22 protein-coding genes and 5 tRNA genes are annotated in these 26495 nt (G+C 62.2%); 4 read left to right on the top strand and 23 right to left on the bottom strand.

Translation table 11 applies throughout. The annotated features are described in order from the left end of the window. Positions 1 to 117 precede the first annotated feature (117 nt). Complete coding sequence (locus ABE459_RS00135) at positions 118 to 1326, top strand: benzoate/H(+) symporter BenE family transporter (protein ID WP_323828384.1); 1209 nt, start codon at positions 118 to 120, stop codon at positions 1324 to 1326. 25 nt (positions 1327 to 1351) lie between these two features. On the opposite strand, the gene ABE459_RS00130 is transcribed toward ABE459_RS00135, so the two are convergent. Together ABE459_RS00130 and phnN are read right to left on the bottom strand one after the other, a co-directional pair. Further along, a tRNA-Arg gene (locus ABE459_RS00130) sits at positions 1352 to 1428 on the bottom strand. A gap of 94 nt (positions 1429 to 1522) precedes the next feature. Further along, the gene (gene phnN / locus ABE459_RS00125) at positions 1523 to 2125 is read right to left on the bottom strand and encodes a phosphonate metabolism protein/1,5-bisphosphokinase (PRPP-forming) PhnN (RefSeq protein ID WP_323828386.1); all 603 of its coding nucleotides are present in this window, start codon (positions 2123 to 2125) and stop codon (positions 1523 to 1525) included. A gap of 345 nt (positions 2126 to 2470) precedes the next feature. On the opposite strand from phnN, the gene ABE459_RS00120 reads away from it, so the two are divergent. Beyond that, positions 2471 to 2797 (top strand): Arc family DNA-binding protein, encoded by a 327-nt coding sequence (locus tag ABE459_RS00120; protein ID WP_033699552.1) that lies wholly within the window; start codon positions 2471 to 2473, stop codon positions 2795 to 2797. 65 nt (positions 2798 to 2862) lie between these two features. Here ABE459_RS00120 and mgtE read toward each other — a convergent pair whose 3' ends face one another. From mgtE to alaS, 8 genes are all read right to left on the bottom strand, one after another. Then, positions 2863 to 4305, bottom strand: a complete 1443-nt coding sequence (mgtE, locus tag ABE459_RS00115; protein WP_110991908.1) for a magnesium transporter — start codon at positions 4303 to 4305, stop codon at positions 2863 to 2865. 376 nt (positions 4306 to 4681) lie between these two features. Continuing rightward, positions 4682 to 4758, bottom strand: a tRNA-Arg gene (locus ABE459_RS00110). Positions 4759 to 4829: 71 nt separating this feature from the next. Further along, positions 4830 to 4906: transfer RNA gene (locus ABE459_RS00105), tRNA-Arg, on the bottom strand. A gap of 72 nt (positions 4907 to 4978) precedes the next feature. Continuing rightward, positions 4979 to 5055: transfer RNA gene (locus ABE459_RS00100), tRNA-Arg, on the bottom strand. Between the two features lie 48 nt (positions 5056 to 5103). Beyond that, a tRNA-Ser gene (locus tag ABE459_RS00095) sits at positions 5104 to 5194 on the bottom strand. A 72-nt stretch (positions 5195 to 5266) separates the two neighbouring features. Continuing rightward, positions 5267 to 5455, bottom strand: coding sequence for a carbon storage regulator CsrA (gene csrA, locus ABE459_RS00090; protein WP_003254503.1), 189 nt, complete (start codon positions 5453 to 5455; stop codon positions 5267 to 5269). Between the two features lie 169 nt (positions 5456 to 5624). Then, on the bottom strand, positions 5625 to 6860 hold the full coding sequence (locus ABE459_RS00085) for an aspartate kinase (protein WP_125465020.1): 1236 nt from the start codon (positions 6858 to 6860) through the stop codon (positions 5625 to 5627). 83 nt (positions 6861 to 6943) lie between these two features. Then, positions 6944 to 9568, bottom strand: coding sequence for an alanine--tRNA ligase (gene alaS / locus ABE459_RS00080; protein ID WP_145964611.1), 2625 nt, complete (start codon positions 9566 to 9568; stop codon positions 6944 to 6946). Between the two features lie 378 nt (positions 9569 to 9946). On the opposite strand from alaS, the gene ABE459_RS00075 reads away from it, so the two are divergent. Next, complete coding sequence (locus tag ABE459_RS00075) at positions 9947 to 11122, top strand: M91 family zinc metallopeptidase (RefSeq protein ID WP_323828419.1); 1176 nt, start codon at positions 9947 to 9949, stop codon at positions 11120 to 11122. Positions 11123 to 11130: 8 nt separating this feature from the next. Here ABE459_RS00075 and astE read toward each other — a convergent pair whose 3' ends face one another. From astE to acs, 13 genes are all read right to left on the bottom strand, one after another. Next, the gene (astE, locus tag ABE459_RS00070; protein ID WP_125465023.1) at positions 11131 to 12138 is read right to left on the bottom strand and encodes a succinylglutamate desuccinylase; all 1008 of its coding nucleotides are present in this window, start codon (positions 12136 to 12138) and stop codon (positions 11131 to 11133) included. 10 nt (positions 12139 to 12148) lie between these two features. Next, positions 12149 to 12439: a topoisomerase II gene (locus ABE459_RS00065; protein WP_110991912.1), complete on the bottom strand. Its 291-nt coding sequence runs from the start codon at positions 12437 to 12439 to the stop codon at positions 12149 to 12151. Positions 12440 to 12454: 15 nt separating this feature from the next. After that, entirely contained in the window at positions 12455 to 13804 is a 1350-nt protein-coding gene (gene astB / locus ABE459_RS00060; RefSeq protein ID WP_323828421.1) for an N-succinylarginine dihydrolase, read from the bottom strand. A 23-nt stretch (positions 13805 to 13827) separates the two neighbouring features. Further along, positions 13828 to 15291 carry a succinylglutamate-semialdehyde dehydrogenase gene (gene astD, locus ABE459_RS00055; RefSeq protein WP_346647844.1) on the bottom strand — a complete coding sequence of 488 codons (1464 nt, stop codon included), beginning with the start codon at positions 15289 to 15291 and terminating at the stop codon, positions 13828 to 13830. Next, complete coding sequence (gene astA / locus ABE459_RS00050; protein ID WP_125859553.1) at positions 15292 to 16320, bottom strand: arginine N-succinyltransferase; 1029 nt, start codon at positions 16318 to 16320, stop codon at positions 15292 to 15294. Between the two features lie 55 nt (positions 16321 to 16375). Further along, the gene (gene aruF / locus ABE459_RS00045; RefSeq protein WP_125465028.1) at positions 16376 to 17395 is read right to left on the bottom strand and encodes an arginine/ornithine succinyltransferase subunit alpha; all 1020 of its coding nucleotides are present in this window, start codon (positions 17393 to 17395) and stop codon (positions 16376 to 16378) included. 149 nt (positions 17396 to 17544) lie between these two features. After that, positions 17545 to 18765 (bottom strand): aspartate aminotransferase family protein, encoded by a 1221-nt coding sequence (locus ABE459_RS00040; protein ID WP_258704880.1) that lies wholly within the window; start codon positions 18763 to 18765, stop codon positions 17545 to 17547. Between the two features lie 343 nt (positions 18766 to 19108). Further along, positions 19109 to 20089 carry a transcriptional regulator ArgR gene (gene argR / locus ABE459_RS00035; protein ID WP_125465030.1) on the bottom strand — a complete coding sequence of 327 codons (981 nt, stop codon included), beginning with the start codon at positions 20087 to 20089 and terminating at the stop codon, positions 19109 to 19111. Positions 20090 to 20191: 102 nt separating this feature from the next. Continuing rightward, positions 20192 to 20956, bottom strand: a complete 765-nt coding sequence (locus ABE459_RS00030; RefSeq protein ID WP_110991919.1) for an ATP-binding cassette domain-containing protein — start codon at positions 20954 to 20956, stop codon at positions 20192 to 20194. 22 nt (positions 20957 to 20978) lie between these two features. Further along, entirely contained in the window at positions 20979 to 21677 is a 699-nt protein-coding gene (locus ABE459_RS00025; protein WP_110991920.1) for an ABC transporter permease, read from the bottom strand. After that, the gene (locus ABE459_RS00020; protein WP_110991921.1) at positions 21674 to 22363 is read right to left on the bottom strand and encodes an ABC transporter permease; all 690 of its coding nucleotides are present in this window, start codon (positions 22361 to 22363) and stop codon (positions 21674 to 21676) included. The genes ABE459_RS00025 and ABE459_RS00020 overlap by 4 nt, the downstream gene beginning before the upstream one ends. Before the next feature lie 91 nt (positions 22364 to 22454). Continuing rightward, entirely contained in the window at positions 22455 to 23240 is a 786-nt protein-coding gene (locus tag ABE459_RS00015; RefSeq protein ID WP_125465031.1) for an ABC transporter substrate-binding protein, read from the bottom strand. 521 nt (positions 23241 to 23761) lie between these two features. Further along, on the bottom strand, positions 23762 to 25723 hold the full coding sequence (acs, locus tag ABE459_RS00010; RefSeq protein WP_110991923.1) for an acetate--CoA ligase: 1962 nt from the start codon (positions 25721 to 25723) through the stop codon (positions 23762 to 23764). Between the two features lie 409 nt (positions 25724 to 26132). Here acs and ABE459_RS00005 point away from each other — a divergent pair, with 409 nt between their 5' ends. Continuing rightward, positions 26133 to 26387 (top strand): DUF2790 domain-containing protein, encoded by a 255-nt coding sequence (locus ABE459_RS00005; protein WP_125465032.1) that lies wholly within the window; start codon positions 26133 to 26135, stop codon positions 26385 to 26387. The last annotated feature ends 108 nt before the right edge of the window (positions 26388 to 26495 follow it).

The following is a 26495-nucleotide window of genomic DNA, read 5'->3' as shown; positions in this document are numbered from 1 at the left end:
CCTCTCGAGGCTGCGCAGGCTGCCCTTGGCGCCCCCGCAGCACTCGACAGCGGGCAAGTATCGGGATTCAATCCAGCCCTCCTCAATCGCCTTGCTACAGGGAATCAGCAATTCGTCATGGACAGACTCAGACAAGACTTCTCGCTTTCGGCGCTGGTCGCCGGCCTGATCGCAGTGATCATCTCCTACGCCGGCCCGTTGATCATCGTGTTCCAGGCCGCCCATCAGGCCCAGCTCAGCAATGAGGCGACCGCCTCGTGGATCTGGGCGATCTCCATCGGCAGTGGCCTGACCGGCTTGCTGCTGAGCTGGAAACTGCGAGTGCCGGTGATCACCGCGTGGTCGACACCCGGCGCGGCGCTGCTGGTATCGATGCTGCCGACGGTGTCACTGGCGCAGGCAGTGGGGGCCTACATCGTTGCTTCGCTGCTGATCGCCGTGATCGCACTGAGCGGCGCGTTCGACAAACTGATGCGCCGCCTGCCCAAGTCGATTGCCGCCGCCATGCTCGCCGGCATCCTGTTCCGCTTCGGTGCCGAGCTGTTCAGCTCCATACGCCTGCAACCCTTGCTGGTCCTCTCGATGCTCGCGGCATACCTGCTGTTCAAGCGCCTGTCGCCCCGCTACGCCATCCTCTCGGTGCTGGTGGTTGGCTGCGGGCTCGCCACCAGCATGGGCCAACTCAATACCGGCGCACTGGTGCTGGAGCTGGCCGTCCCGCTCTGGACCGCGCCGCAGTGGAGCTGGAACGCCATCGTCAATATTGGCCTGCCGCTGGCGCTGGTGTCACTCACAGGCCAGTCAGTGCCGGGTATCGCCGTGCTGCGTACCGCCGGTTACCAGACCGCCGCGCGCCCAATCGTCTCGGTGACCGCCATCGGCTCGCTGCTACTGGCACCGTTCGCCTGCCACGGGGTCAACCTGGCAGCGATCACCGCAGCCATCTGCACCGGCCGCGAGGCCCACGAGAACCCCGACAAACGCTATATCGCCGGCATTGCCTGTGGCGCCTTCTATCTGCTGATGGGCACCTTCGGCGCCACCCTGGCCTCGGTGTTCGCCGCCCTGCCCCGGGAAATGATCGCCGCCCTCGCCGGCCTGGCGCTGTTCGGCGCCATCGCAACCGGGCTGACCGGTGCTATGGCCGATGAAAAGCAGCGTGAGCCTGCGTTGATCACGTTCCTGGTCACGGCCTCTGGCATGAGCTTCCTTGGCCTGGGCGCCGCGTTCTGGGGGCTGATCTTCGGCCTGGTCGCCTTCTTCGCGCTCGGTTACACCCGACCGCAAACCGCCCACACAGGAGCGCGCGTCGGCGAACAACGTTGAGTTGGTTGGTAAAGGAGGGTGTGTATGGCGTCCCAGGGCAGGTTCGAACTGCCAACCTTCCCCTTAGGAGGGGGATGCTCTATCCAATTGAGCTACTGAGACACAGGGGCCGGCAACGGACGTTGCACGGCAGGGACGGCGAGCATGTTACCCAGCGCATCGGCATTTGTCATGTTTCTATCGGGCATTTTGCACGTCAGTCGTTTCCCTGCGCCTGGCCGATGACACCCTCCTGACGCAGCACCCCGAACAGCGCCTCGACGGCGACATCGAGCGCTGCCGAGTTATCCAGCACATGCACCGAGGGATCGTAGGCCTGCAGCCGGGCGCCACGGGCCAGGCGTTGTTCGATTTCCTCGGCGCTTTCCCGACCGCGAGCAATCAAGCGCTTGCGCAGTACGCCAGGTAGTACGGTCAGGCCGACCGCCAGCAAATCCGGGTAGCGTTGCCGGGCCTCGTCCAAGTACCCCCGCGAGCCGTTCACCAGCACCGAACGGCCGGCGGCGAGGCGCTCCTCCACCTGGGCAGGAATGCCATAGCACAGGCCATTGGCCGCCCAGCACAGGGCAAACTCGCCCGCAGCACGCATGGCCTCGAAGCGCTCGAGGGTCACTCCCAGCGCACTCTCCCCTTTGGCCTCGGCGGAACGGGTTATGACCCTTCGGGCAACGTCCACACCGTACTTGGCAAGCCGCTCTCGCGCGGCATCAATAAGGGAATCTTTGCCCGATCCCGATGGTCCCATCAGGAATATCAACCGCCCTCTTGAGGACGGTGCGTCGCTTGCGTCATATTGCATAGCCACTATGCTCAAGGTGTGGGAACCTGCGCATTCTAGGGTTTTTCCCTAACCTTTGCTGCCAGTTACCAGATTTTGACGACAAAGGTCTGACGCAACTGCATTCTGCGTCAATGTGAATCTTTTCAAACCAGTACTCATTTCTGATAATTGGTACTGGCAAAAAGCCTGTACCGGAGCCACTATTTGTCACAGAATTGACGCCAAGGAATCGGCGACATGAGGCAAGATGAAAACCCGAAACCACATTACGGTTGAACATTTTGTCGTCGCCGCGGTCGTACTTCCACCGTGCGGCCAATTTGCGAACCGCTTCCCCTGAACCAGAACAACCGGTCAATTTATATGCGCCCATTGAAACAGGCTATTTATTCGAGCCGCACCGCTGACAAGTTCGTCGTCCGCCTGCCAGACGGAATGCGTGAGCGCATTGCCGAGGTAGCGCGCAACCATCACCGCAGCATGAACTCCGAGATCATCGCGCGCCTGGAACAGAGCCTTATCCAGGAAGGCGCGCTGGGCGACGAACTGAGCATGCGCCTGGACAGCCCAGAGCTCAGCCTGCACGAGCGCGAACTGCTGCAACGCTTCCGCCAACTGTCCCATCGCCAGCAGAACGCACTGGTTGCGTTGATCGCACACGATGTGGAAATGGCTGCTGACGCGTCCTGACACAAAGCATCGACACACAAAAAAGCCAGCGCAAGCTGGCTTTTTTGTTGCCGCTGTCCCACCAATCAGAGCAGGAACAGCGTTGCCAATCCCAGGAAAATGAAGAAACCGCCGCTGTCAGTCACAGCAGTGATCATCACGCTGGAGCCCATGGCCGGATCGCGACCCAGGCGGGTCAGCGTCATCGGAATCAAGACCCCCATCAGGGCCGCCAGCAACAGGTTGAGGGTCATGGCCGCCGTCATCACCAGGCCCAATGACCAACTGCCGTAGAGCATGAATGCTACTGCGCCGATCACCCCACCCCATATCAGGCCGTTGAGCAGTGAAACCGCCAACTCCTTGCGCATGAGGCGACTGGTATTGCCCGGCGACACCTGATCCAGCGCCATCGCGCGCACGATCATGGTGATGGTCTGGTTACCTGAGTTACCACCGATACCGGCAACGATCGGCATAAGCGCGGCCAGGGCCACCAGCTTCTCGATCGAGCCTTCGAACAGACCGATCACCCGGGACGCCAGGAAGGCCGTTATCAGGTTGATGGCCAGCCAGGCCCAACGGTTGCGCAGCGAGCGCCAGACCGAGGCGAAGATGTCTTCCTCTTCGCGCAGACCTGCCATGTTGAGCACTTCGCTCTCGCTCTCCTCACGGATCAGGTCGACCATTTCATCAATGGTCAGTCGGCCGATCAGGCGCTCGTTCTTGTCCACCACCGGCGCGGACACCAGGTCGTAACGCTCGAATGCCAGGGCTGCGTCATAGGCATCTTCCTCGGGGTGGAAAACCACCGGGTCATTGGCCATGACCTCCGCGACTTTCTTGTCCGGGTCGTTGACCAGCAACCGCTTGATGGGCAGCACACCCTTGAGCATACCGTCGTAGTCGACCACGAACAGCTTGTCGGTGTGCCCCGGCAGCTCTTTGAGCCGACGCAGGTAGCGCAGTACCACTTCCAGGCTGACGTCTTCGCGGATGGTCACCATCTCGAAGTCCATCAGTGCCCCAACTTGCTCCTCGTCATAGCTCAGCGCCGAACGCACGCGCTCACGTTGCTGGGCGTCGAGGCTTTCCATCAACTCATGGACGACGTCACGCGGCAGCTCCGGCGCCAGGTCGGCGAGTTCGTCGGCGTCCATTTCCTTGGCGGCGGCGAGCAGTTCGTGATCGTCCATGTCGGCGATCAGGGACTGGCGGACGGCGTCGGAAACCTCCAGCAGGATGTCGCCATCACGATCAGAGCGCACCAGCTGCCAGACCGTCAGGCGATCTTCCAGCGGCAAGGCTTCGAGGATGTAGGCAATGTCGGCGAGGTGCAGGTCATCGAGCTTGCGCTGCAGTTCGACGAGGTTCTGCCGGTGGACGAGGTTTTCCACGAGGTCGTGGTGATGACCTTCCTGACGGTGCGTCAGGTCCTCAACCACGCGCTGGCGCTGCAGCAGTTCGATCACCTGGGCAAGGCGATCCTGCAGGCTGTCTTGAGCTTTCTTTACTTCTACTTCGGTCATAGGCGAACTCCACCCCCAGCAGCGGAGCACGCCGGGAGAATCAATCGATCAGATCTTGCTGCATGAAGCGTGTTAGGAAGTAACTACTGGGTAAGTCCATGGTGGTATTCCACAAGCCCCGGCGGGGCTGACGGGCGCAATCATACACGGTGTCAGCTGTCGGATCGCTTAAAATTTTGGCCAGAACAATCGTTTGCGCAATAAAGCTGTGACAACACTCGAAGCCAACAGTGCGACGGCCTGAGGCTCACAAAAATCACATGCACATAAGGGCTGTTCGGGATCGGGCTATCAACGTGAGTCTAGTCGCGCGTAGACAGAATCAGTGAATGCCGAAAAAGAAAAAGCCCGCTTTAATAAGCGGGCTTTTCAGGTATGGCGGACTCAGGAGGATTCGAACCTCCGACCGCTCGGTTCGTAGCCGAGTACTCTATCCAGCTGAGCTATGAGTCCGTGGTTGGTAGTTTTATGCCAGATTACCACTGGCTTTGAAATCGCCTTGCAAGCAAAGCCACTTCAATAAGTGGCGGACTCAGGAGGATTCGAACCTCCGACCGCTCGGTTCGTAGCCGAGTACTCTATCCAGCTGAGCTATGAGTCCGTAGTTGGTATTTTTAGACCAGATCACCACTGGCTTGTTGAAGTGCCTTTGCAAGCAAAACCACTTCAAAAGTGGCGGACTCAGCAGGATTCGAACCTGCGACCGCTCGGTTCGTAGCCGAGTACTCTATCCAGCTGAGCTATGAGTCCGTGTCTTGCTGTGCCATTCAGATCGCTAGAAGCGCTCTAGGCAAATAATGGCGGTGAAGGGGGGATTCGAACCCCCGATACCCTTATGAGGTATACTCCCTTAGCAGGGGAGCGCCTTCGGCCACTCGGCCACCTCACCGCAACACGAGGCGAATATTAAACACACCCTTCCTCGTTTGCAACCCTTTTTTTGAAAAAAACTTCAAAAAAATTAAAGGCTTGGCTCCTCGTCCTTCTCTTTCTTGATCCGCAGGTAGATTTCCTCGCGGTGAACGGCCACTTCTTTTGGCGCGCTCACGCCGATACGCACCTGGTTGCCTTTGACACCCAGGACCGTCACGGTGATCTCACCGTCACCAATGATCAGGCTCTCGGCGCACCGACGAGTCAGAATCAGCATAGTTTTCTCCTCACATGTAACTTCAGGGACAACAGTCTTTGATTAAGCAGGGCCCGGCCGGGGACGACGGCACTGGCCCGGACCAACTACCAGCAGCACCTGGACAAGGGTGCGACCGGCAGCCAGAAACACGAAGGGCGCGGCAAGCCGCGCCCTCTCAGGCAACGCCTTACTCGCCCTGTCGGGCAGGGGCATCGAGCTCGAACGCGGTGTGCAGCGCGCGAACGGCCAGCTCCAGGTACTTCTCTTCGATCACTACCGAGACCTTGATCTCGGAGGTGGAGATCATCTGGATGTTGATGCTCTCCTTGGCCAGGGCTTCGAACATGCGGCTGGCAACACCCGCGTGCGAACGCATGCCAACGCCAACGATCGATACCTTGGCGATCTTGGTATCACCAACCACTTCACGCGCACCGATCTCACGGGCGGTGTTCTCCAGCACGCTCAACGCCTTTTCGTACTCGTTGCGGTGCACGGTGAAGGTGAAGTCGGTGGTGTTATCGTGCGAAACGTTCTGCACGATCATGTCGACTTCGATGTTCGCCGCACTGATCGGGCCGAGGATCTTGAAGGCAACGCCTGGGGTGTCCGGGACGCCACGAATGGTCAGCTTGGCCTCATCACGGTTGAAGGCGATACCGGAAATGATTGGCTGTTCCATGGATTCCTCTTCATCAATGGTAATGAGGGTACCCGGACCCTCCTTGAAGCTGTGCAGCACGCGCAGCGGGACGTTGTACTTGCCGGCGAACTCCACCGAACGGATCTGCAGCACCTTGGAGCCGAGGCTGGCCATTTCCAGCATCTCCTCGAAGGTGATCTTCTCCAGGCGCTGGGCCTGGGGCACCACACGCGGGTCGGTGGTGTAGACGCCATCGACATCGGTGTAGATCTGGCATTCGTCGGCCTTCAAGGCCGCTGCGAGTGCCACACCGGTGGTGTCGGAGCCACCACGGCCGAGCGTGGTGATGTTGCCGTGCTCGTCAACGCCCTGGAAACCTGCAACCACGACCACGCGGCCGGCCTTGAGGTCGGCGCGGATCTTCTGGTCGTCGATCTGCAGGATGCGCGCCTTGTTGTGCGCGCTGTCGGTGAGGATGCGCACCTGGTTGCCGGTGTACGACACCGCAGGCACGCCACGCTTCATCAACGCCATGGTCAACAGGCCGATGGTGACCTGCTCACCGGTCGAAACAATCACGTCCAGCTCGCGAGGCTCTGGCTTGTCGGTAATCTGCTTGGCCAGGTCGATCAGGCGATTGGTTTCGCCACTCATGGCCGACAGCACCACCACCAGGTCAGTGCCTTGCTCACGGAATTTCTTGACCTTGTCGGCTACCTGCTCGATCCGCTCGATGGAACCGACAGAGGTGCCGCCAAATTTCTGTACGATCAACGCCATTTCAAAGGTGCCTCAGCCCCAAGGGGCCCCAAAAAACAATCCAACATGAAGCGGCCGCCGACTAGACCGGCGGTCGCCTCATCTCAAAGTCCCTGCTCGGCGAACGGCACAGCCAGGGCCAAGGCATTGTCCAGCGCGGCGACATCGACGCCACCACCCTGGGCCATGTCCGGGCGACCACCACCCTTGCCACCCACCGCCGCAGCGGCTTGCTTCATCAGATCGCCAGCCTTGAGTTGGCCGGAGAGGTCCTTGGTCACGCCAGCCACCAGCACGACCTTGCCCTCATGCTCGCTGCCCAGCAGGATCACTGCATGGCCGAGCTTGTTCTTCAGCTGATCGACGAGCGCCAGCAAGGCCTTGCCATCCTGCCCATCCAGGCGAGCGGCGAGCACCTTGGCGCCCTTGACCTCAACGGCCGCATTGGAGAGATCGTCCCCGGCGGCGCTGGCGGCCTTGGCCTGCAGCTGTTCAAGCTGCTTTTCCAGCTGACGGTTGCGCTCGAGCACAGCCGACAGCTTGTCGATCAGGTTGTCGCGGTTACCCTTGACCAGTTGCGCAGCTTCCTTGACCTGCTCTTCGGCAGCATTCAGGTAAGCCAGCGCGGCGGCACCGGTGACCGCTTCGATACGGCGCACGCCAGAGGCCACGCCGCCTTCGCTGATGATCTTGAACAGGCTGATGTCGCCCGTGCGTTTGGCGTGGATGCCACCGCACAGTTCGACGGAGAAGTCACCGCCCATGCTCAGCACGCGCACGGTGTCGCCATACTTCTCACCGAACAACGCCATGGCGCCCTTGGCCTTGGCGGTCTCGATGTCGGTCAGCTCGGTCTGCACCTCGGTGTTGCGGCGCACTTCACGGTTGACGATATCTTCCAGCGCCTTGATCTGCTCAGGCTTGACCGCCTCGAAGTGGCTGAAGTCGAAACGCAGGCGCTGGCTGTCGACCAGCGAGCCCTTCTGCTGTACGTGTTCGCCCAGCACCTGGCGCAGCGCTTCGTGCAGCAGGTGGGTGGCGGAGTGGTTCAGCGAGGTAGCGTGCTGGACATCGGCATCGACACGCGCGTCGACGGCGGCGCCAACGGTCAGTGCACCGCTGGCAACCACACCGTGGTGCAGGAAGGCGCCACCGGTCTTGGTGGTGTCGCGCACATCAAAACGCGCGGCGCCAGCCTGCAGGTAACCGCAGTCACCCACCTGGCCGCCCGACTCGGCGTAGAACGGGGTGCGATCCAGGATCACCACGCCCTCTTCGCCTTCGCCCAACTGCTCGACCGCCTGGCCATCCTTGTACAGGGCAATGACCTTGCCCTGGCCTTCGGTGGCATCGTAGCCGAGGAAGTCAGTGGCGGTATCGACCTTGACCAGGCTGTTGTAGTCCATGCCAAAGGCGCTGGCGGAGCGGGCACGCTCACGCTGGGCCTCCATTTCACGCTCGAAGCCGGCCTCGTCGATGGTCAGTTCGCGCTCGCGGGCGATGTCGGCGGTGAGGTCCATGGGGAAGCCGTAGGTGTCGTACAACTTGAACACCACGTCGCCCGGTACAACCTTGCCCTGCAACTGGGCCAGGTCCTGCTCGAGGATGCGCAGGCCCTGCTCCAGGGTCTTGGCGAACTGCTCTTCTTCGGTCTTGAGCACCCGCTCGATGTGCGCCTGCTGGCTTTTCAGCTCAGGGAAGGCTTCGCCCATCTCGGCGACCAGCGCGGCAACGATCTTGTGGAAGAAGCTGCCGGTGGCGCCCAGCTTGTTGCCGTGGCGGCAGGCGCGACGAATGATGCGGCGCAGCACGTAACCACGACCTTCGTTCGACGGCAGCACACCGTCGGCGATCAGGAAACCGCAGGAACGGATGTGGTCAGCGACTACTTTCAGCGAAGGTTGCTCGTCGTTGCTGCAACCGATGGCCTTGGCAGCTGCGGCCAACAGGCTCTGGAACAGGTCGATCTGGTAGTTCGAGTGCACATGCTGCATCACCGCACTGATACGCTCCAGGCCCATGCCGGTGTCCACCGACGGCGCAGGCAGCGGGTGCAGGACGCCGTCGGCGGTGCGGTTGAACTGCATGAAGACGTTGTTCCAGATCTCGATATAGCGGTCGCCGTCTTCTTCCGGCGAGCCGGGTGGGCCGCCCCAGATGTCGGCGCCGTGGTCGTAGAAGATCTCGGTGCACGGGCCGCACGGGCCGGTGTCGCCCATGGTCCAGAAGTTGTCCGAGGCGTACGGGGCGCCCTTGTTGTCACCGATGCGCACCATGCGCTCGGCCGGCACGCCGACTTCCTTGGTCCAGATGTCGTAGGCCTCGTCGTCGCTGGCGTAGACGGTGACCCACAGTTTTTCCTTCGGCAGGTTCAGCCACTTGTCCGAAGTCAGGAAAGTCCAGGCGAAGGTGATTGCATCGCGCTTGAAATAGTCGCCGAAGCTGAAGTTACCCAGCATCTCGAAGAAAGTGTGGTGACGGGCGGTATAGCCGACGTTTTCCAGGTCGTTGTGCTTGCCGCCGGCGCGTACGCACTTCTGGCTGCTGACAGCGCGGGTATATGCGCGCTTTTCCTGGCCGAGGAAGCAGTCCTTGAACTGGTTCATGCCGGCGTTGGTGAACAGCAGGGTCGGGTCATTGCCCGGGATCAGCGAGCTGGAGGCAACGCGAGTATGTCCCTGCTCTTCGAAGAAGCGGAGGAAGGCTTCACGGATTTCTGCGCTTTTCATAGGTTCTTCCACGGAAACGGCGGCCACACGTCGAATCGACGAAACGACGGCAAAGGGCCGCATTATATCGGTCCTGCAGTCTGGGTGCAGTGTGTTTGTGCGATAGAAACCGTCGATAAGGCGGTTTATCAGACTAAAGCAGTTGGAAACGGCATGACCGCGATGCTAAAGCCAGGGTTTCGCTGATGGCAAGCCAATTGCTGCGCGAGCCTGGCAATTTCGCCGGGAAAATTCATTAAATCGCGTTCATTCAAGAATGGATCCAAAAACCGCCATCGAGCAGACGCGCACCGGAGTCGAAGACACTAAAGATTTACCGCTTGCCCGCCCTGACGGCAGACTAGCCTGTGGCCCCTTTCAAACTCACGGAAGCAGGCCATGTCTGTGCAAAACGTCTGGATTACACACGCCTCTTTACCACGCCAATCCTACCCCCTGCCCTACCACGATCCGCAACTGTCGATCGAAACGCGCCAGGCGTCGCTGCTGATCGAAACACTGCACTGGGGTGCCGAACTGCACGTTCACGGCACCGCCACCGGGATCAGCGTGCAGATCGCCCACACGCTCTATGAGCTGGCCGTTCCAGCGCATTGGCCGCTGCATGTACGCACTGGCGACGGCAACGACAAGGTGACGTTTACCGGTCTGCAGACTCACGTGGTCATTGAAACGCAGGGCGGCGATGACGATGTGCATCTCGAAGGATCGAGCGGGCCTGACCGCGCAGGCATCGCCGTAGTCGACGCAGGCCCTGGCGATGACCTAGTGGTCGCCGAAGACCTGAAGGAGGTGGAGATCGAGGGCGGCGCGGGCAACGACAACATCAGCAGCAACGCAACCCACAGCTCAATCTACGCCGGAGATGGCGACGATACCGTATGGATAGAAGGAGGGCGGGCGATCATCGAGGCGATGAGCGGCCTCAACGCCGTGAGCAACGGCCCCTTGGACGATCGCATGTATGGCCACCCCGGGAGCATCAATGCCTTGGGCGGCCGGGATGCCCCCCTGATGTTCGAGGCATGGAACACCCCGCTGCCGGAAGACCACGCCCAGACATTCCAGGTCAGGGGCGATTACCGCTACGTCGAGAAGGTCACCCGCCAGCTCAAGATGCTCCGGGCCACGCTGACAGGTTCGACGCTGATGGAGGACCTGGTGGCCAGGCACGCCAGGATCGTCATCACCCATCATCCAGCCCTGGACAACGCCATGGCCGAGTTCAGCCACGGCCAGGCCGCCCCCAGAATCGCGAGCGGCATGCGTGGCACACCAGCGCTGAATATCAATGTCTTTTACAACCCGCTGACCCACATAACCGGCGCCCCTTCGCTGATCATCCTCTATCACGAGCTGTGCCATGCCTGGAATTTCGCCACCGGCACCCTGATGGGCGACACGGAGCAGCAGGCCGTCGGGCTGGACAGCGGCGAACCGCCATTCGACTTCGATGACGACCCGCAGACACCTGCGACCGCCAGCAACCCTTATCCCTTCAACGAAAACGCCTTGCGCCAGGAGCTGGGCTTGGCGGCCCGCACGCATTACTGATGGCGATATCAGGCCAGGCGCTGGCCATTGTCCGGAACGATCACTATCCCCGCCCGCAGGCCATTCTTGACCTTCGGGTTGGGGAAGATGATCCGCGCGCCCTCCTCTTCGACGACCCAGCGCGTTTCGGCCAGGTCCTCGGCCAGCAGGTAGCCCTTGCTCAACTCGGAGAAGTTCTCGATGTCTGCCGGCAGATGCAGGTGGAAGCTGTCACTGTGCTTGATGATCTCGCGGGCGACACTGAACAGCTTCAGGCCGTCGAGCGAGTCGCCGGTCTCAGGCTCGGTACCTTCGATGATCTGGATGAGGCGCTCTTCTAGCTTGTCGAGATTGACGCCTTCGTTCTGCCCAAACGGCCGCGCCTTGCCCAGTTCGAGGGTGAAGGCCTCGGCCTCCAGTTGCTCATAGGTGAAGGCACTGAAGGTAATCGAAGACTTGCTCTGCAGCAGCACTGCCTCCATCCCTGCCGCAGCCAGGCGCGCCAGTTCACGCCGAGAATGGGTGCGTCCCTCCTTGTAGGGATACAAGGCGAACTGCTCGATCTTGGAACCGCGGATCGCGGTATGCAGGTCGTAATGCAGGCGGGTGCGCTCTGGCTTGCTGAAGAACACCCGGGCAAACTGCTCGAGCTCAGCGGCGCGCAATGCCTCGAAGCCGCTGGAAAGCTCATGACGGCCATTGAACAGACGGTTGATGTCCTGCTCGATGAAGCGCTCGCCCTTGCGGATCGCCGCCGGGTTGCCGAACAGGAACAGCACCCGCGCACGGGGCTTGATCTTGCCATTGGCCACGCCATGCAGCAGTCGCTCGAGCAGTTCGATGGGCGCCGTCTCGTTGCCGTGAATCCCGGCCGAGAGCAGCAGATCCAGCCCGCTGTCATCGCCTTCGGGCGGACGCACTTCCAGTGCGCCCTCCCCCAGCCAGCGCAAACGCGCGCCCTTGGGTGTCACTTGGGTCTTCTCGGCCGGTTCGTGATCGGTCAGGGTCAGCTCAAGCAGTTTACCGAGGGCGAGCATAGGCACTTCCTTAGTGGTGGTGGCCGCAGTCCGGGCCATGGACGTGATCGTCGTCATCACCGACCTCTGCCGGTTCCATTTCCAGTTGCAGGCTGACCAGGTTGGTGGCCATCGGACGCAACAGCAGGTTGGCGTACTCGGTGTCGTTCTCGTCGACATCGACACCGATCAGCAGCTGGCCGCGGCCATCCTGCTGGATCCACACTTCCTTGCCTTGCCAGACCACGGCAAAGCGCGTGCAGGAGGTTTCCAGCTGGGTGCCGTCTTCATCTTCCAGGATCAGGCGCAGGGCGTCGGACATTGCAATTTCTCTCTATCAAGGTTGGCGTTGGAACGGATACACCGAGCCCAGCTTCATGATCTGGGTCAGCTCATCCAATGCCGTACGACATTCGATCAGCAGTTGCGGGTCGGCCAGGTCCGCCTCGCCAAGGCGATCGCGGTAGTGCTTGTCGACCCACTGCACCAAGGTGTCGTACAGCGAGGCCGTCATGATAACGCCTGGATTGACCGCCGCCAGTTCCGTTTCCTTCAAGGCCACGCGCAAACGCAGGCAAGCCGGGCCACCACCGTTCTGCATGCTCTGCTTGAGGTCGAACACCTTGACCTCCTTCACCGGGCCGCCCTGGCTGGTCAATTGCCCCAGATACGCCCAGACGCGTTCGTTATTGCGGCACTCTTCCGGCACCACCAGCAGCATGGAACCGTCTGCGCGGCTGAGCAGCTGGCTGTTGAACAGGTAGGAACGCACCGCGTCCTCCACCGTCACCGCCGCGCGCGGCACGCAGATGGCCTGGAACTGGCCACCCTTGCCGGCCAGTTTAGCCTGCAGTTGGCCGAGCACGGCGTCGGTCTCGAGGAAGGCGTCCTCGTGGTAGAACAGCACCTCGCCGTTGCCCACCGAGATCACATCGTTGTGGAACACGCCCTGATCGATCACCGCCGGGTTCTGTTGAGCGTAGACCACGCCATCGTCGCGCAGGCCGTGCAGCCGGGCGACCGCCTGCGAAGCTTCCAGGGTCTGGCGCGCCGGGTACTTCTGCGGCGCCGGATAGCGGCTGTCGAACGCGCTGCGGCCATAGACGAAGAACTCGACGCCGGCATCGCCGTAATCTCGGCAGAACCGCGTGTGGTTGGCCGCGCCTTCGTCACCGAACTGCGCCACCGCCGGCAGCGCGGCATGGTGGGCGAAGTGCTTGTCGTCATTGAACATGGCCCCCAGCACACGGCTGGTGGTCGGGTGTTCGATGCTGCGGTGGTATTTGCAGTTGAGGTTGGCGGCAGTGAAGTGCACGCGGCCGTCGGCGGTGTCGGCGCTGGGGCTGACCGTGGCGGCGTTGGCCACCCACATGCTCGAGGCCGAGCAACTGGCGACCAGCAACGGCATGGCGTCTTTCGCCGCGCGGTGGATCACCTCAGCGTCGCTGCCGGTGAAACCCAGGCTGCGCAGGGCCGCCACATCCGGGCGCTCCTGCGGCGCCAGCACGCCTTGCTGGAAGCCCATCTCCATCAGCGCCTTCATCTTGGCCAGGCCCTGGCGCGCCGCTTCGCGCGGGTTGGAGCCCTGCTGGCTGTTGCTTTGTGACGCCACGTTGCCGTAGGACAGGCCACCGTAGTTGTGGGTCGGCCCCACCAGGCCATCAAAATTCACTTCGTAGGATTTCATCGGCAAGGCTCCGAGACCTGTTGTTATAGGGTGACGCCCGGCGTCAGGGTCGCCGGCAGTGCAAGGCTCGCGGTCTCCAGCGAAGCCACGGGGTAGGCGCAATAGTCGGCCGCGTAGTAAGCGCTGGCGCGGTGGTTGCCGCTGGCACCCACACCACCGAACGGCGCGCTGCTGGCGGCACCGGTCAGCTGCTTGTTCCAGTTGACGATACCGGCGCGGCTGCGCAGCCAGAAGTGCTGGTAACGGGCATTGGAGTCCGACAGCAACCCGGCGGCCAGGCCGTACTGGGTGTTGTTGGCCTCATTGATCGCCGCGTCGAAATCGCTGTAGCGGATCACCTGCAGCAGCGGGCCGAAGAACTCTTCGTCCGGGCGACCGGTCACGGCAGTGACATCGATGATGCCCGGGGTCAGCAATGCCGCACTGGCCTGTGGCTGGGTCATCTCCAGCAGCGCCACCGCGCCCTTGTCGAGCAGATCAGCCTGGGCCGCGACCAGCGCGCGGGCGGCTTGCAGCGAAATCACCGAGCCCATGAAAGGTGCAGGCTGCTGGTCGAAAGCGCCGACACTGATGCTGCGGCTGACCTCGACCAGGCGCGCGAGCAGTTGGTCGCCCCAGGCGCCCTGGGGCACCAGCAGGCGCCGGGCACAGGTGCAACGCTGGCCGGCGGAAATGAACGCCGACTGAATGATGGTGTACACAGCGGCGTCCAGGTCCTTGACCTCGTCCACCACCAGCGGGTTGTTGCCGCCCATCTCCAGGGCCAGGATCTTGTCCGGGCGCCCGGCGAACTGCTGGTGCAACAGGTTGCCGGTGCGGCTGGAGCCGGTGAAGAACAGGCCATCGATACCCGGGTTGGCAGCCAGCGCCACGCCGGTTTCGCGGGCACCTTGCACCAGATTGAGCACACCGGCAGGCAGCCCGGCTTCAATCCAGCACTGCACCGTCAACTCGGCAACCTTGGGGGTCAGTTCACTTGGCTTGAAGACCACGCAGTTGCCCGCCAGCAAGGCCGGGACGATGTGGCCGTTGGGCAGGTGGCCGGGGAAGTTGTACGGGCCGAACACTGCCACCACACCATGGGGCTTGTGGCGCAGCACGGCCGTGGCGTCGGCCAGTGGGCCGCTCTTTTCACCGGTACGTTCGCGGTAGCTCTGCACCGAGATCGCCACCTTGTTGACCATGCTGGTGACTTCGGTGGCCGACTCCCACAAGGGCTTGCCGGTTTCTTCACCAATGCACCGCGCCAGCTCATCGGCACGGGCCTTGAGCTTTTCGGCGAACGCCTCGAGCACAGCGATACGCGCGTCCAGGCTCAGCTGCGCCCAGTTCGGGAACGCTTGGCGCGCCGCCTCCACTGCCGCTGCAACTTGAGCGGCATCGGCGCCCTGTCCGGCCCAGACCACCGCCTGGGTGACGGGGTTGAGTGACTGCAAGGCTTCGCCCTGGCCAGCCTGCCATTTGCCTGCGATGTAATGCGTGGTCATTTACTGAGCCTCCCGGCCGGCGGACAGCGGCACCGCGCGCACATTGTCGCCGGCGCCCAGGCGCAGGCGCTTGGCGGTCAGCGGATCGACCACCAGGGTGCCTGCGGCAAGGCGCGCCGGCGCGGCAGTGATGCGGCAGTCTTCGCGCTTGCGGTTGTGAATGATGTAAGGGGTGGCGTCGTCACCCGGCGTGCCGACAGCCAGCACCAGGGTTTCGCTTTCACGCACCGCACGGATCTTCGAGGTTTCGCACTCGATGGCCGGGCCTGCGTCGAAGATGTCGACATAACCCTGGTAGTTGAAGCCTTCGCGCTTGAGCATGGCCAGCGCCGGCTCGGTGTCGGCGTGCACCCGGCCGATCACGTCGCGCGCAGCCTGCGACAGGAAGCAGGTGTACAGCGGGAACTTGGGCATCAGTTCGGCGATGAACGACTTGTTGCCCACCCCGGTGAGGTAGTCGGCCTGGCTGAACTCCATCTTGAAGAAGTGCCGGCCCAGGCTTTCCCAGAACGGCGAGCGCCCGGACTCATCGGACATGCCGCGCATCTCGGCGATGATCTTGTTGCCGAACAGCTGCGGGAACTCGGCGATGAATAGCATCCGCGCCTTGGACAGCAGCCGGCCGTTGAGGCCGCTGCGATAGTCGCTGCGCAGGAACAACGAGCACAGTTCGGAGTTGCCGGTCAGGTCGTTGGCCAGGAACAGCGTGGGGATCTCGCGATAGATGCCCAGCTCCTGCGAGGCGCTGACGGTCAGCCCTACCCGGTAGTTGTACCAGGGCTCACGCAAACCGACGGCGCCGGCGATGGCACTGATGCCGACCACCAGGCCTTCGTCGTTCTCCAGCACGAACAGGTAGTCGGTGTCGCCGCGCTCGGCTTCACCGCGGAAGCTCTTCTCGGCCCAGCCGACACGCTGGCCGAGGCGCTCTTCGTTGGCCGGGAGCGTGGTCAGCCCGGTGGTGCCGGTGCTGCGGGCCAATTCGATCAGCGCGGGTAAATCGCTGCTGCGTACAGGACGAACGATCATGCTATCTCCTTGTGCGGCGGTCTGTGCCCGCCGCGAAACTCTCTGTTCCGGCTTATCAGACCGCTACCAGGCGCACGCTGGCGCCCTCGCCGACGCCCAGGGCATCGGCGGCTTCGCTGTTCAGGCAGACTGGCTTGCCCGGCACCCAGTCCAGCTCCAGCAGCACCGCGCGGTAATCCTGCAACTGGCCGTTGCACACCAGGTACGGGCGACCGCCCTTGACCGGCGCTTCGTCAAGCTTGACCGGCACCACACGGCTCTGGGCGATCGAACGGATACCCGAAGCACGGGCATGCAGGGTCGGGCCGCCGTCGAAGATGTCGATGTAGTGCTCGGTCTCGAAGCCCTCACGCATGAGGATGTCGAAGGTGATCTGCGCACGCGGATGCACCTGGCCCATCGCTTCCTGGGCCTCATCGTGGAGCAGCGGCACATAGATCGGGTAGTGCGGCATCAGCTCGGCCAGGAAGGTACGGCTCTTCAGGCCGCACAGGCGCTCGGCGTCGGCGTAGTTGAGGTCGAAGAAGTTGCGCCCGATGGCATCCCAGAACGGCGACTCGCCCTGCTCGTCGCTGTAGCCGACGATTTCGGTCACCACCGACTCGGCGAAGCGCTCCGGGTGTGCGGCCATGAACAGCAGGCGACCACGGGAGTTGAGTTCGGCGAAGGCGCTGTTGACCAGCTCCGGCAGCACATAGAAGCTGGTCAGCAGGCTGTTGCCGGTGAGGTCGTGGCACAGCGACAGGACGTGGATCTTGTTGTGGATCTTCAGCTCGCGCGAGGCATGCACGAAGGTCTCGTTGCGAAAGCTGTAGAACGGCTCGGAGTAGCCGGCAGAGGCGACGATGGCCGAGCAGCCGACCAGCTTGCCGGTGGCGCTGTCTTCGAGCACGAAGAAGTAGCTCTCTTCGCCATTGAAGCTCACTTCAGCGGCAAAGGAGGTTTCCGAGGCGGCGATCTTGTCGCCCAGGCGGCCGGCATCGTCCGGCAGCGAGGTGACACCAATGGGGCTGTCGGCAGCCATGCGCTGCACTTCGTTCAGATCAGCCATTTGCGCGGGGCGCATCACCAGCATGGTGTCACTCCTTTCGGGAAAGCGCGCCGATCAATCGGCACGGGAAAACAGCGGGCACGCGCCACTACCTGCAAGCAGGTGCCCGCATTGAAATTCAGGATTCGCCCGCCCCGATCGTGATCGGGGCGGGCGAAGGGACTACCGGGCGATCAGCCCTGAGTCAGTTTGGCCACGGCACGCTCGAAGCGATCCAGGCCTTCGTCGATGTCGGCATCCTCGACCACCAGGCTCGGGGCGAAGCGCACCACGTCGGGGCCCGCCTGCAGCACCATCAGGCCTTCCTTCTCGGCGGCGTTGAGGATGTCCTTGGCCTTGCCTTTCCAGGCGTCGCTGAGCACGCAGCCGAGCAACAGCCCGACGCCACGCACCTGGGTGAACAGGCCGGATTGCTGGCCGATCTTTTCCAGGCGGGTCTTGAAGCGCTCGTGCTTGGCCTTGATGCCCGCCAGCGTTTGCGGGGTGTTGATCACGTCCAGCACTGCACAGGCGACGGCGCAGCCCAGCGGGTTGCCGCCGTAGGTGGTGCCGTGGGTGCCGACGGCCAGGTGCTTGGCAATCTCGCTGGTGGTCAGCATGGCGCCGATCGGGAAGCCGCCGCCCAGGCTCTTGGCGCTGGTGAGGATGTCCGGGGTGACGCCGTAATGCTGGTAGGCATACAGCGAGCCGGTGCGGCCGACGCCGGTCTGCACTTCGTCGAAGATCAGCAGAGCATTGTGTTCTTCACACAGCTTGCGGGCGCCTTCCAGGTACGCCTTGTCGGCCGGAACCACGCCGCTCTCGCCCTGGATCGGCTCGATCACCACGGCGCAGGTCTTGTCGGAAATCTGCGCCTTCAGCGCGTCCAGGTCGTTGTAGGCCACGTGGCTGATGCCGGTGATCTTCGGGCCAAAGCCGTCGGAGTACTTGGGCTGGCCACCGACGCTGACAGTGAACAGGGTACGGCCGTGGAAGCTGTTAACCGTGGCGATGATTTCGTGCTTTTCCGGGCCGAAACGGTCATGGGCGACGCGACGGGCCAGCTTGAAGGCGGCCTCGTTGGCTTCGGCGCCGGAGTTGCAGAAGAACGCACGCTCGGCAAAGGTCGCGTCCACCAGCTTGTGCGCCAGGCGCAGGGCCGGCTCGTTGGTGAATACGTTGGAGACGTGCCAGAGGGTGTTGGCCTGTTCGGTCAGCGCCTTGACCAGCGCCGGATGGCAGTGGCCCAGGGCGTTGACGGCGATACCGCCGGCGAAGTCGATCAGTTCGCGACCCGACTGGTCCCAGACTCGGGAGCCCTCGCCTCGCACAGGAATGAAGGCCGCCGGAGAATAGTTGGGAACCATGACCTGGTCGAAATCGGCACGTTGCACCGGGGCTTGCTCAACGGACATCTGAGTCTCCTGAAGAGGAACGCTGGCCTGGAAGTGGCGAGCGATGGGGGGATTGTAAGGACTGATCGGCGCCTGTCCTTGCTGCCAGGCGACAACTTGTTACAGCGCAAAACCCTGTTTTCAGCAGGTTTTCGGCAATGCGACAAACAGTGTCGCAATCGCGCAGTGTAACGGCAGAGGGGGAATGGGTGAACGGGTGTTCACATCAACAAAGGCGACTCACCTGCGCCGGCCCTTTCGCGGGTAAACCCGCTCCCACGGAGCCTGCGCAGCATTCGAAGCCTGTGCGATCCCTGTGGGAGCGGGTTTACCCGCGAAGGCGCCGACACAGGCAATACAGAAATCAGCCCTTTTCGGCCGGCGCCGAGCTGAGTTCGAACGGGCTGCTGCTGCGCCGCTGGTTGCGGTCTTCACGCGGCGTGGCGCCAAAGAAGTTGCGGTACGCACTGGAGAAATGCGGCCCGGAGGAGAACCCGCATGACAGGCCAATCTGGATGATCGACTTGCTGGTCTGCATCAGCATCTGACGCGCCTTGTTCAGGCGCAGCTCCAGGTAATACTGGCTGGGCACCCTGTTGAGGTACTGCTTGAAGATCCGCTCCAACTGGCGACGGGACACGCACACATGCTGGGCAATCTCGTCGGTGGTCAGCGGCTCTTCGATATTGGCCTCCATCAGCAGCACCGCCTGGGTGAGCTTCGGATGGCTGGAACCCAGGCGGTTCTGCAGCGGAATACGCTGGCGCTCCCCCCCTTCACGAATGCGTTCGACCACCAACTCTTCGGAGACCGCACCGGCCAGTTCGGCGCCGTGGTCACGCGCCAGCACCGCCAGCAACAGGTCGGTCACCGCCATGCCGCCACAGGCGGTCAGGCGGTCCCGATCCCAGTCGAACAGGTGGCTGGTGGCGATCACCTTGGGGAACCGCTCGGCAAAATCGTCCTGCCAGCGCCAGTGCACCGCAGCGCGGTAACCATCGAGCAGCCCCATCGCCGCCAGCGGATAGACCCCGGCGGACAGGCCACCGACCATGCAGCCACTACGCGCCAGCTGCTTGAGCGCAGCCGACAGCGCCGAGCTGATCGCAGCCGGCGGTTCGTCGGCCAGCAGGAACAACTTCTGGCAACCTTCCAGGCGGCCGTTCCAGGCCTCGCCCGGCAGGCGCCAGGCGCCCTCCTGCCCGGCTTCGGCCTGCAAATAGACCAGCTCGTAGACCACCTCCGGATGCACCCGCTGGGCCACCTGCAACACCTCGTCGGCCAACGCCAGGGTCAGCGGCTTGGTGCTGGGCCAGATGAGAAATCCGATTCGCTGGGTGGTCATAGGGCGTGGTCCGAAACCTGGAGGGGAAGGTTCGCGCTCGTGGCGCCAAGGCATGCCGCGCGCGTTGCGCAGCATGCCCCATTATGGTGCAAAGTGCAGCCTTTACTTCAGGCTGCCGGAGAGGAACTGCTTGAGTCGCTCGGACTGCGGATTGACCAGCACTTCACGCGGGCAGCCGCGCTCTTCCACCAGGCCTTTGTGCAGGAACACCAGCTGGTTGGAGACTTCCCGGGCAAAGCCCATCTCGTGGGTGACCACCACCATGGTGCGGCCTTCCTGGGCCAGCGACTGCATCACCTTGAGCACATCGCCCACCAGCTCAGGGTCCAATGCCGAGGTCGGCTCGTCGAACAGCATGACCTCGGGTTCCATGGCCAGGGCGCGGGCGATGGCCACACGCTGCTGCTCGCCGCCGGACATGTGCCCGGGGAATGCGTCCTTGCGATGAGCGACACCGACCTTGTTCAGGTAGTGCTCGGCCTTTTCCAGCGCTTCCTTCTTGTTCACCCCCAGCACGTGCACCGGGGCCTCGATGACGTTCTCCAACGCAGTCATGTGCGACCACAGGTTGAAGTGCTGGAACACCATCGACAGCCGCGAACGCATGCGCTGCAACTGTTTCGGGTCGGCGGCCTTGAGCGCGCCGTCCTTGCCGGCCACCAGCTTGAGCTCTTCATTGTTGAGCAGGATCCGCCCGGCATGGGGCTGCTCGAGCATGTTGATGCAACGCAGGAAGGTCGATTTGCCCGAGCCACTGGAGCCGATGATGCTGATCACGTCGCCTGCCTTGGCTTCGAGGGAGATGCCCTTGAGCACCTCGTGGCTGCCGTAGCGCTTGTGCAGGTCTTGGATTTGAAGTTTGTACATGCTGTCGGTTCTCACAGAGCGGTCAGTGCTTGCGCGGCGCCAGGTAGCCGAGCCAGCGGCGTTCGGCCATCTTGAACAGGCGCACCAGGATGAAGGTCAGGCACAGGTAGAACACGCCCGCCGTGATGTAGGCCTCGAAAGGCAGGTAATACTGGGCATTGACCGTGCGCGCAGCACCGGTGATGTCGATCAGGGTGACGATCGACGCCAGGCTGGTGGTCTGCAGCATCATGATCACCTCGTTGCTGTACTGCGGCAACGCCCGGCGCAGCGCCGACGGCAGCAGGATGCGACGGTACATCTTGAAGCGCGACATGCCGATCGCCTTGGCGGCCTCGATCTCGCCATGGGGCGTGGCCTTGAGGCTGCCGGCGATGATCTCGGCGGTGTAGGCGCTGGTGTTGATGGCGAACGCCAGGCAGGCGCAGAAGGTCGCACTGGACAGCCATGGCCACAGGAAGCTCTCGCGCACCGCCTCGAACTGGGCCAGGCCGTAGTAGATCAGGAACAGCTGCACCAGCATCGGCGTGCCGCGAATGACGTAGGTGTACAGCCAGGCGGTCATGTTCACCACCGGTTGTTTCGAAACCCGCATCAAGCCCAGCGGGATGGCCGCCAGCAGGCCGAACAGCAGCGACAGCGCCAGCAGCTTCAGCGTGGTCAACAGGCCGCCCAGGTACAGCGGCATGGCTTCCCAGATGACGTTGTAGTCAAAGATCATAGTTCAACCACCTTGACGCCAACCGAGTAGCGCTTCTCGAGGTACTTCAGCGCCAGCAGCGAGACACTGGTCAATACCAGGTACAGCGCCGCCACCGCCAGGAAGAAGGTGAAGGGTTCGCGGGTGGCATCGGCCGCCTGCTTGGCCTTGAACATCATGTCCTGCAGGCCGACCACCGAAATCAGCGCGGTCGCCTTGGTCAGCACCAGCCAGTTGTTGGTGAAACCCGGGATCGCCAGACGGATCATCTGCGGCACCATGATGCGGAAGAACACCTGCAGGTTGCTCATGCCATACGCCGCACCGGCCTCGGCCTGCCCCTTGGGGATGCCCAGGAAGGCGCCGCGGAAGGTTTCCGACAGGTAGGCCCCGAAGATGAAGCCCAGGGTACCGATACCGGCCACCAGCGGGTTCAGGTCGATGTAGTCGTCATAGCCCAGCAGCGGTGCCAGCCGATTGAGCAGGTCCTGGCCGCCGTAGAAGATCAGCAGGATCAACACCAGGTCAGGGATACCACGGATCACCGTGGAATAAAGGTCACCCAGCCAGGCCAACCAGCGCACCGGCGACAAGCGCAGCGCCACACCGATCAGGCCGAGGACGATGGCCAGGGCCATCGACGAAAGGGCGAGCTGCAGCGTCAGCCACGCCCCATCGAGGATGACTGCCCCATAGCCTTTCAACATGATTGCAATTCCTCAGGGCTTGGGAATGAAAAATGGTGCAAACCTCAGAGATTCTGCTGTTTGCACCATTGCACAGGTGAAACCCTACGTCTTACTGAGCGTCAGGGCCGTAGATGTCGAAGTTGAAGTACTTCTTCTCGATCTCTTTGTACTTGCCGTTCTTGCGGATAGCGTCGATGGCCGCATTGAGACGGTCGGCGTTTTCCTTGTCGCCCTTGCGCACGGCGATACCGATACCGTCACCGAAGTACTTGGAGTCGGTGAATGCCGGGCCGACGAAGGCGAAGCCCTTGCCAGCGTCGGTTTTCAGGAAGCCGTCTTCGAGCAGGGTGGCATCGGCCACGGTGCCGTCGAGGCGACCGGCCGCGACGTCCAGGTAGATTTCGTTCTGGGTGCCGTAAGGCACGACGGTGGCGCCTTTCGCAGCCAGGACTTCCTTGGCGAAGCGGTCGTGAATCGAACCGCGCTGCACACCGATTTTCTTGCCCTTGAGCTCGTCCAGGCTTTCGCTGACGGCCGTACCTTCCTTCATCACCAGGCGAGCCGGGGTGAGGTAGTAGCGTTTGGTGAAGTCAACCGACTTCTTGCGATCGTCAGTGATCGACATGGACGACAGGATGGCGTCGATCTTGCGCACTTTCAGCGCCGGGATCAGGCCATCGAATTCCTGCTCGACCCAGGTGCACTTGGCTTTCATCTCTTCGCACAGGGCGTTGCCGATGTCGTAGTCGAAGCCGGCGATGCTGCCGTCGGGTTGCTTGAAGGCGAAGGGTGGGTAGGCGGCCTCGATACCGATCTTCAACGGCTTCTCATCGGCCTGCGATACCAGGGAAAACACGGAAAGCGCCAGGGCGCCAAGCAGTGCAAGCTTCTTCATCAGGTAACTCCATCGGTACGGGGCAATACAAGGCAGGTGTAACGGCTGCCCGATATGCGAATGGGTACAACGCGAGCCGCGCAGGTTTCGACCAAGGTCGCAGACCACGAGCGAGTGAGTGGCATTTTAGCGACAGCCCGGTAGTCGATATTTCTTCAAAGCGACAACTAGTTACAGAAGCGCTTGAAACCGCGGCGGGCGATATTGACAGCTCTCGCTGATTATGCAAGAGCAAAAGAGAAATAACCTATATCCAAAGCAATAAGCGCGCCTATTATTGGCAAACCCTTGTATTCCGGCAAGTGCAGCGTGCCACGGTGCATGAAATGGCTGAAAGATCGCACCGCGATAGGCCACAGATTGTTTCCTCAAGCCCCATTTCTGTGCGAAACCACCTACAGGCACGGTTACCGATGAATGTCGGGTAACAGTCCATTCAGTAAAGCAAAAACCCCGCCGGTTGCCCGGCGGGGTTTGCTTTGATGGGAGGCAATCGCGGGGCAAGCCCGCGATCAGGCAGATCAGGCCGAAGCCAGGCTCATCGCCTTGTGGGTATCGATCAGGTGCTGCACCACACCCGGGTCGGCCAGGGTGGAGATATCACCCAGCGCGTCGTACTCGGCCGTGGCAATCTTGCGCAGGATGCGGCGCATGATCTTGCCCGAGCGGGTTTTCGGCAGCCCCGGCGCCCACTGGATCACGTCCGGCGAAGCGATCGGGCCGATCTCCTTGCGCACCCAGTTCTTCAGCTCCAGGCGCAGTTGCTCGCTCGATTCCTCGCCAGCGTTGAGGGTGACATAGACATAGATGCCCTGCCCCTTGATGTCGTGCGGCACACCCACCACCGCAGCCTCGGCCACTTTCGGGTGGGCAACCATTGCGCTTTCGATCTCGGCAGTGCCCATGCGGTGGCCGGACACGTTCAGCACGTCATCCACACGGCCGGTGATCCAGTAGTAGCCGTCCTCGTCGCGACGGGCGCCGTCACCGGTGAAGTACATGCCACGGAAGGTTTTGAAGTAGGTGTCGACAAAGCGGTCGTGGTCGCCATACAGCGAACGCGACTGGCCCGGCCACGAATCGAGAATCACCAGATTGCCTTCGGCCGCGCCATCGATCAGGTTGCCCAGGTTGTCCACCAGGGCTGGCACCACGCCGAAGAATGGGCGAGTCGCCGAACCCGGCTTGAGCGCGGTAGCGCCCGGCAACGGGCTGATCAGCACACCACCGGTCTCCGTCTGCCACCAGGTGTCGACGATCGGGCAGCGCTGCTTGCCGACGGTCTTGTAGTACCAGTTCCAGGCCTCCGGGTTGATTGGCTCGCCCACCGAACCCAACAGACGCAGGCTGGAACCATCGGCGCCGGCCACGGCGGCTTCGCCCTCGGCCATCATGGCGCGGATCGCGGTCGGCGCGGTGTAGAGGATGTTGACCTTGTGCTTGTCGACGATCTTCGACACGCGGGTGATGTCCGGGTAGTTCGGTACACCCTCGAACAACAGCGTGGTGGCGCCATTGGCCAGCGGGCCATAGACGATATAGCTGTGGCCAGTCACCCAGCCCACGTCGGCGGTGCACCAGTACACCTCACCCGGGCGGTAGTCGAACACCCGCTCATGGGTCAGCGCGGCATACACCAGGTAGCCACCGGTGGTGTGCAGCACACCCTTCGGCTTGCCGGTGGAGCCAGAGGTATAAAGGATGAACAGCGCCTCTTCGGCACCCATCTCCTTCGGCGCGCAGTGGCTGGAGGCGACCTTCATCAGGTCCTCGTACCAGATGTCGCGGTGCTGGTGCCAGGCGATGTCGCCGCCGGTGCGCTTGCACACGATGATCTTCTGCACGCTGCTGGTTTCAGGGTTGGTCAGGGCCAGGTCGACGTTGCCCTTGAGCGGGGTACGACGACCGCCGCGCACACCCTCGTCGGCGGTGATCACCACTTTCGACTTGCAGTCGATGATGCGCCCGGCCAGGGCCTCCGGCGAGAAGCCACCGAACACCACCGAGTGGATCGCGCCGATACGGGCACAGGCCAGCATGGCCACCACCGCCTCGGGAATCATCGGCATATAGATGGTGACCACGTCACCACGGTGCACGTCCTGGCCACGCAGGGCGTTGGCGAACTTGCAGACCTGCTCGTGAAGCTCGCGGTAGGTAATGTTGCGGTGCTCGGAAGGGTCGTCGCCCTCCCAGATGATCGCCAGCTGGTCGCCGCGCTCTTCGAGGTGGCGGTCCAGGCAGTTGGAGGAAACGTTCAGAGTGCCGTCGGCGAACCACTTGATATCGACATGGTGATCGTCGAACGAGGTCTGCTTGACCTTGGTGAAGGGCTTGATCCAGTCCAGGCGCTGGGCCTGCTCGCGCCAGAAGCCGTCCGGGTTGATCACAGACTGCTGGTACATGGCCTTGTAGGTGGCCTCGTCGGTCAGGGTAGTGGCCGCAACCTCGGGACGAACGGGATACAGTGGAGCCGCACTCATCTGTGTTACCTCGGTGTAATAGTTGTTTTTGTATGGAACCGTTTGTAACTGTACCAGAGCGGCAAAAGCCATTCGACGTTGGTAGTAACGCGCCCCACCGATGCCCGCCCCATCAGGCCCGACCGCTCTAACTCATGGCATACAGCCATCCTCGAGAAAAATCGGAGCATTCCGCCAAGGGATTGTTACAGATTCTGTCAAAAGACTTTATCAAAACCCCCTCTGTTTCGGCCGCGGCCACCCTCCTAAAATTCAACTCGCCAGCAACGGCAACGCGATTAACTTCTGGTTACAGCCCCCACGAAGGCAAAGTTGATCCGCACCTCATCCTGATAGTTGAACAACCGTTGTACTCGCGGCGCCACAAGCGCCGCGTGCCCCCTCACGACCTTAGACAGGTAAATAGAAAATGAAAGCTTTACTGGTATTGGTACTTGGCAGTCTTTGCGGCGCGGCACTGGCCGGCGAGGCAAAAGATGCCGAGCAGATTCCGGTTGAACAGTACAGTTATTCGCAGCACCTGGACATCGCCCGCGTTATTTCCATGAGCGAAGTGCCCAATGTCTGCGAAGTGGTGCCGGCCCGTATGACTTACGAGGACTCCCAGGGCCAGAAGCACATTCTCGAATACCGCGTGATGGGTAACGGTTGTTCCAACGGCTGATCCCGTGAATTGGGGCCCCACCGGGGCCCTTTCGCGGGGAATAGCCCACCCCCCAGGGGTCACAATTAATGTGGGGGGGGGGTTTTGGGCGGAATTTAAGTAATCCAC

Source organism: Pseudomonas sp. TWI923, from assembly GCF_039673365.1.
Classification (GTDB): Bacteria; Pseudomonadota; Gammaproteobacteria; order Pseudomonadales; family Pseudomonadaceae; genus Aquipseudomonas; species Aquipseudomonas sichuanensis.
The sequence above is the reverse complement of the archived record's forward strand: the minus strand, read 5'-3'. Positions and strand labels throughout refer to the sequence as shown.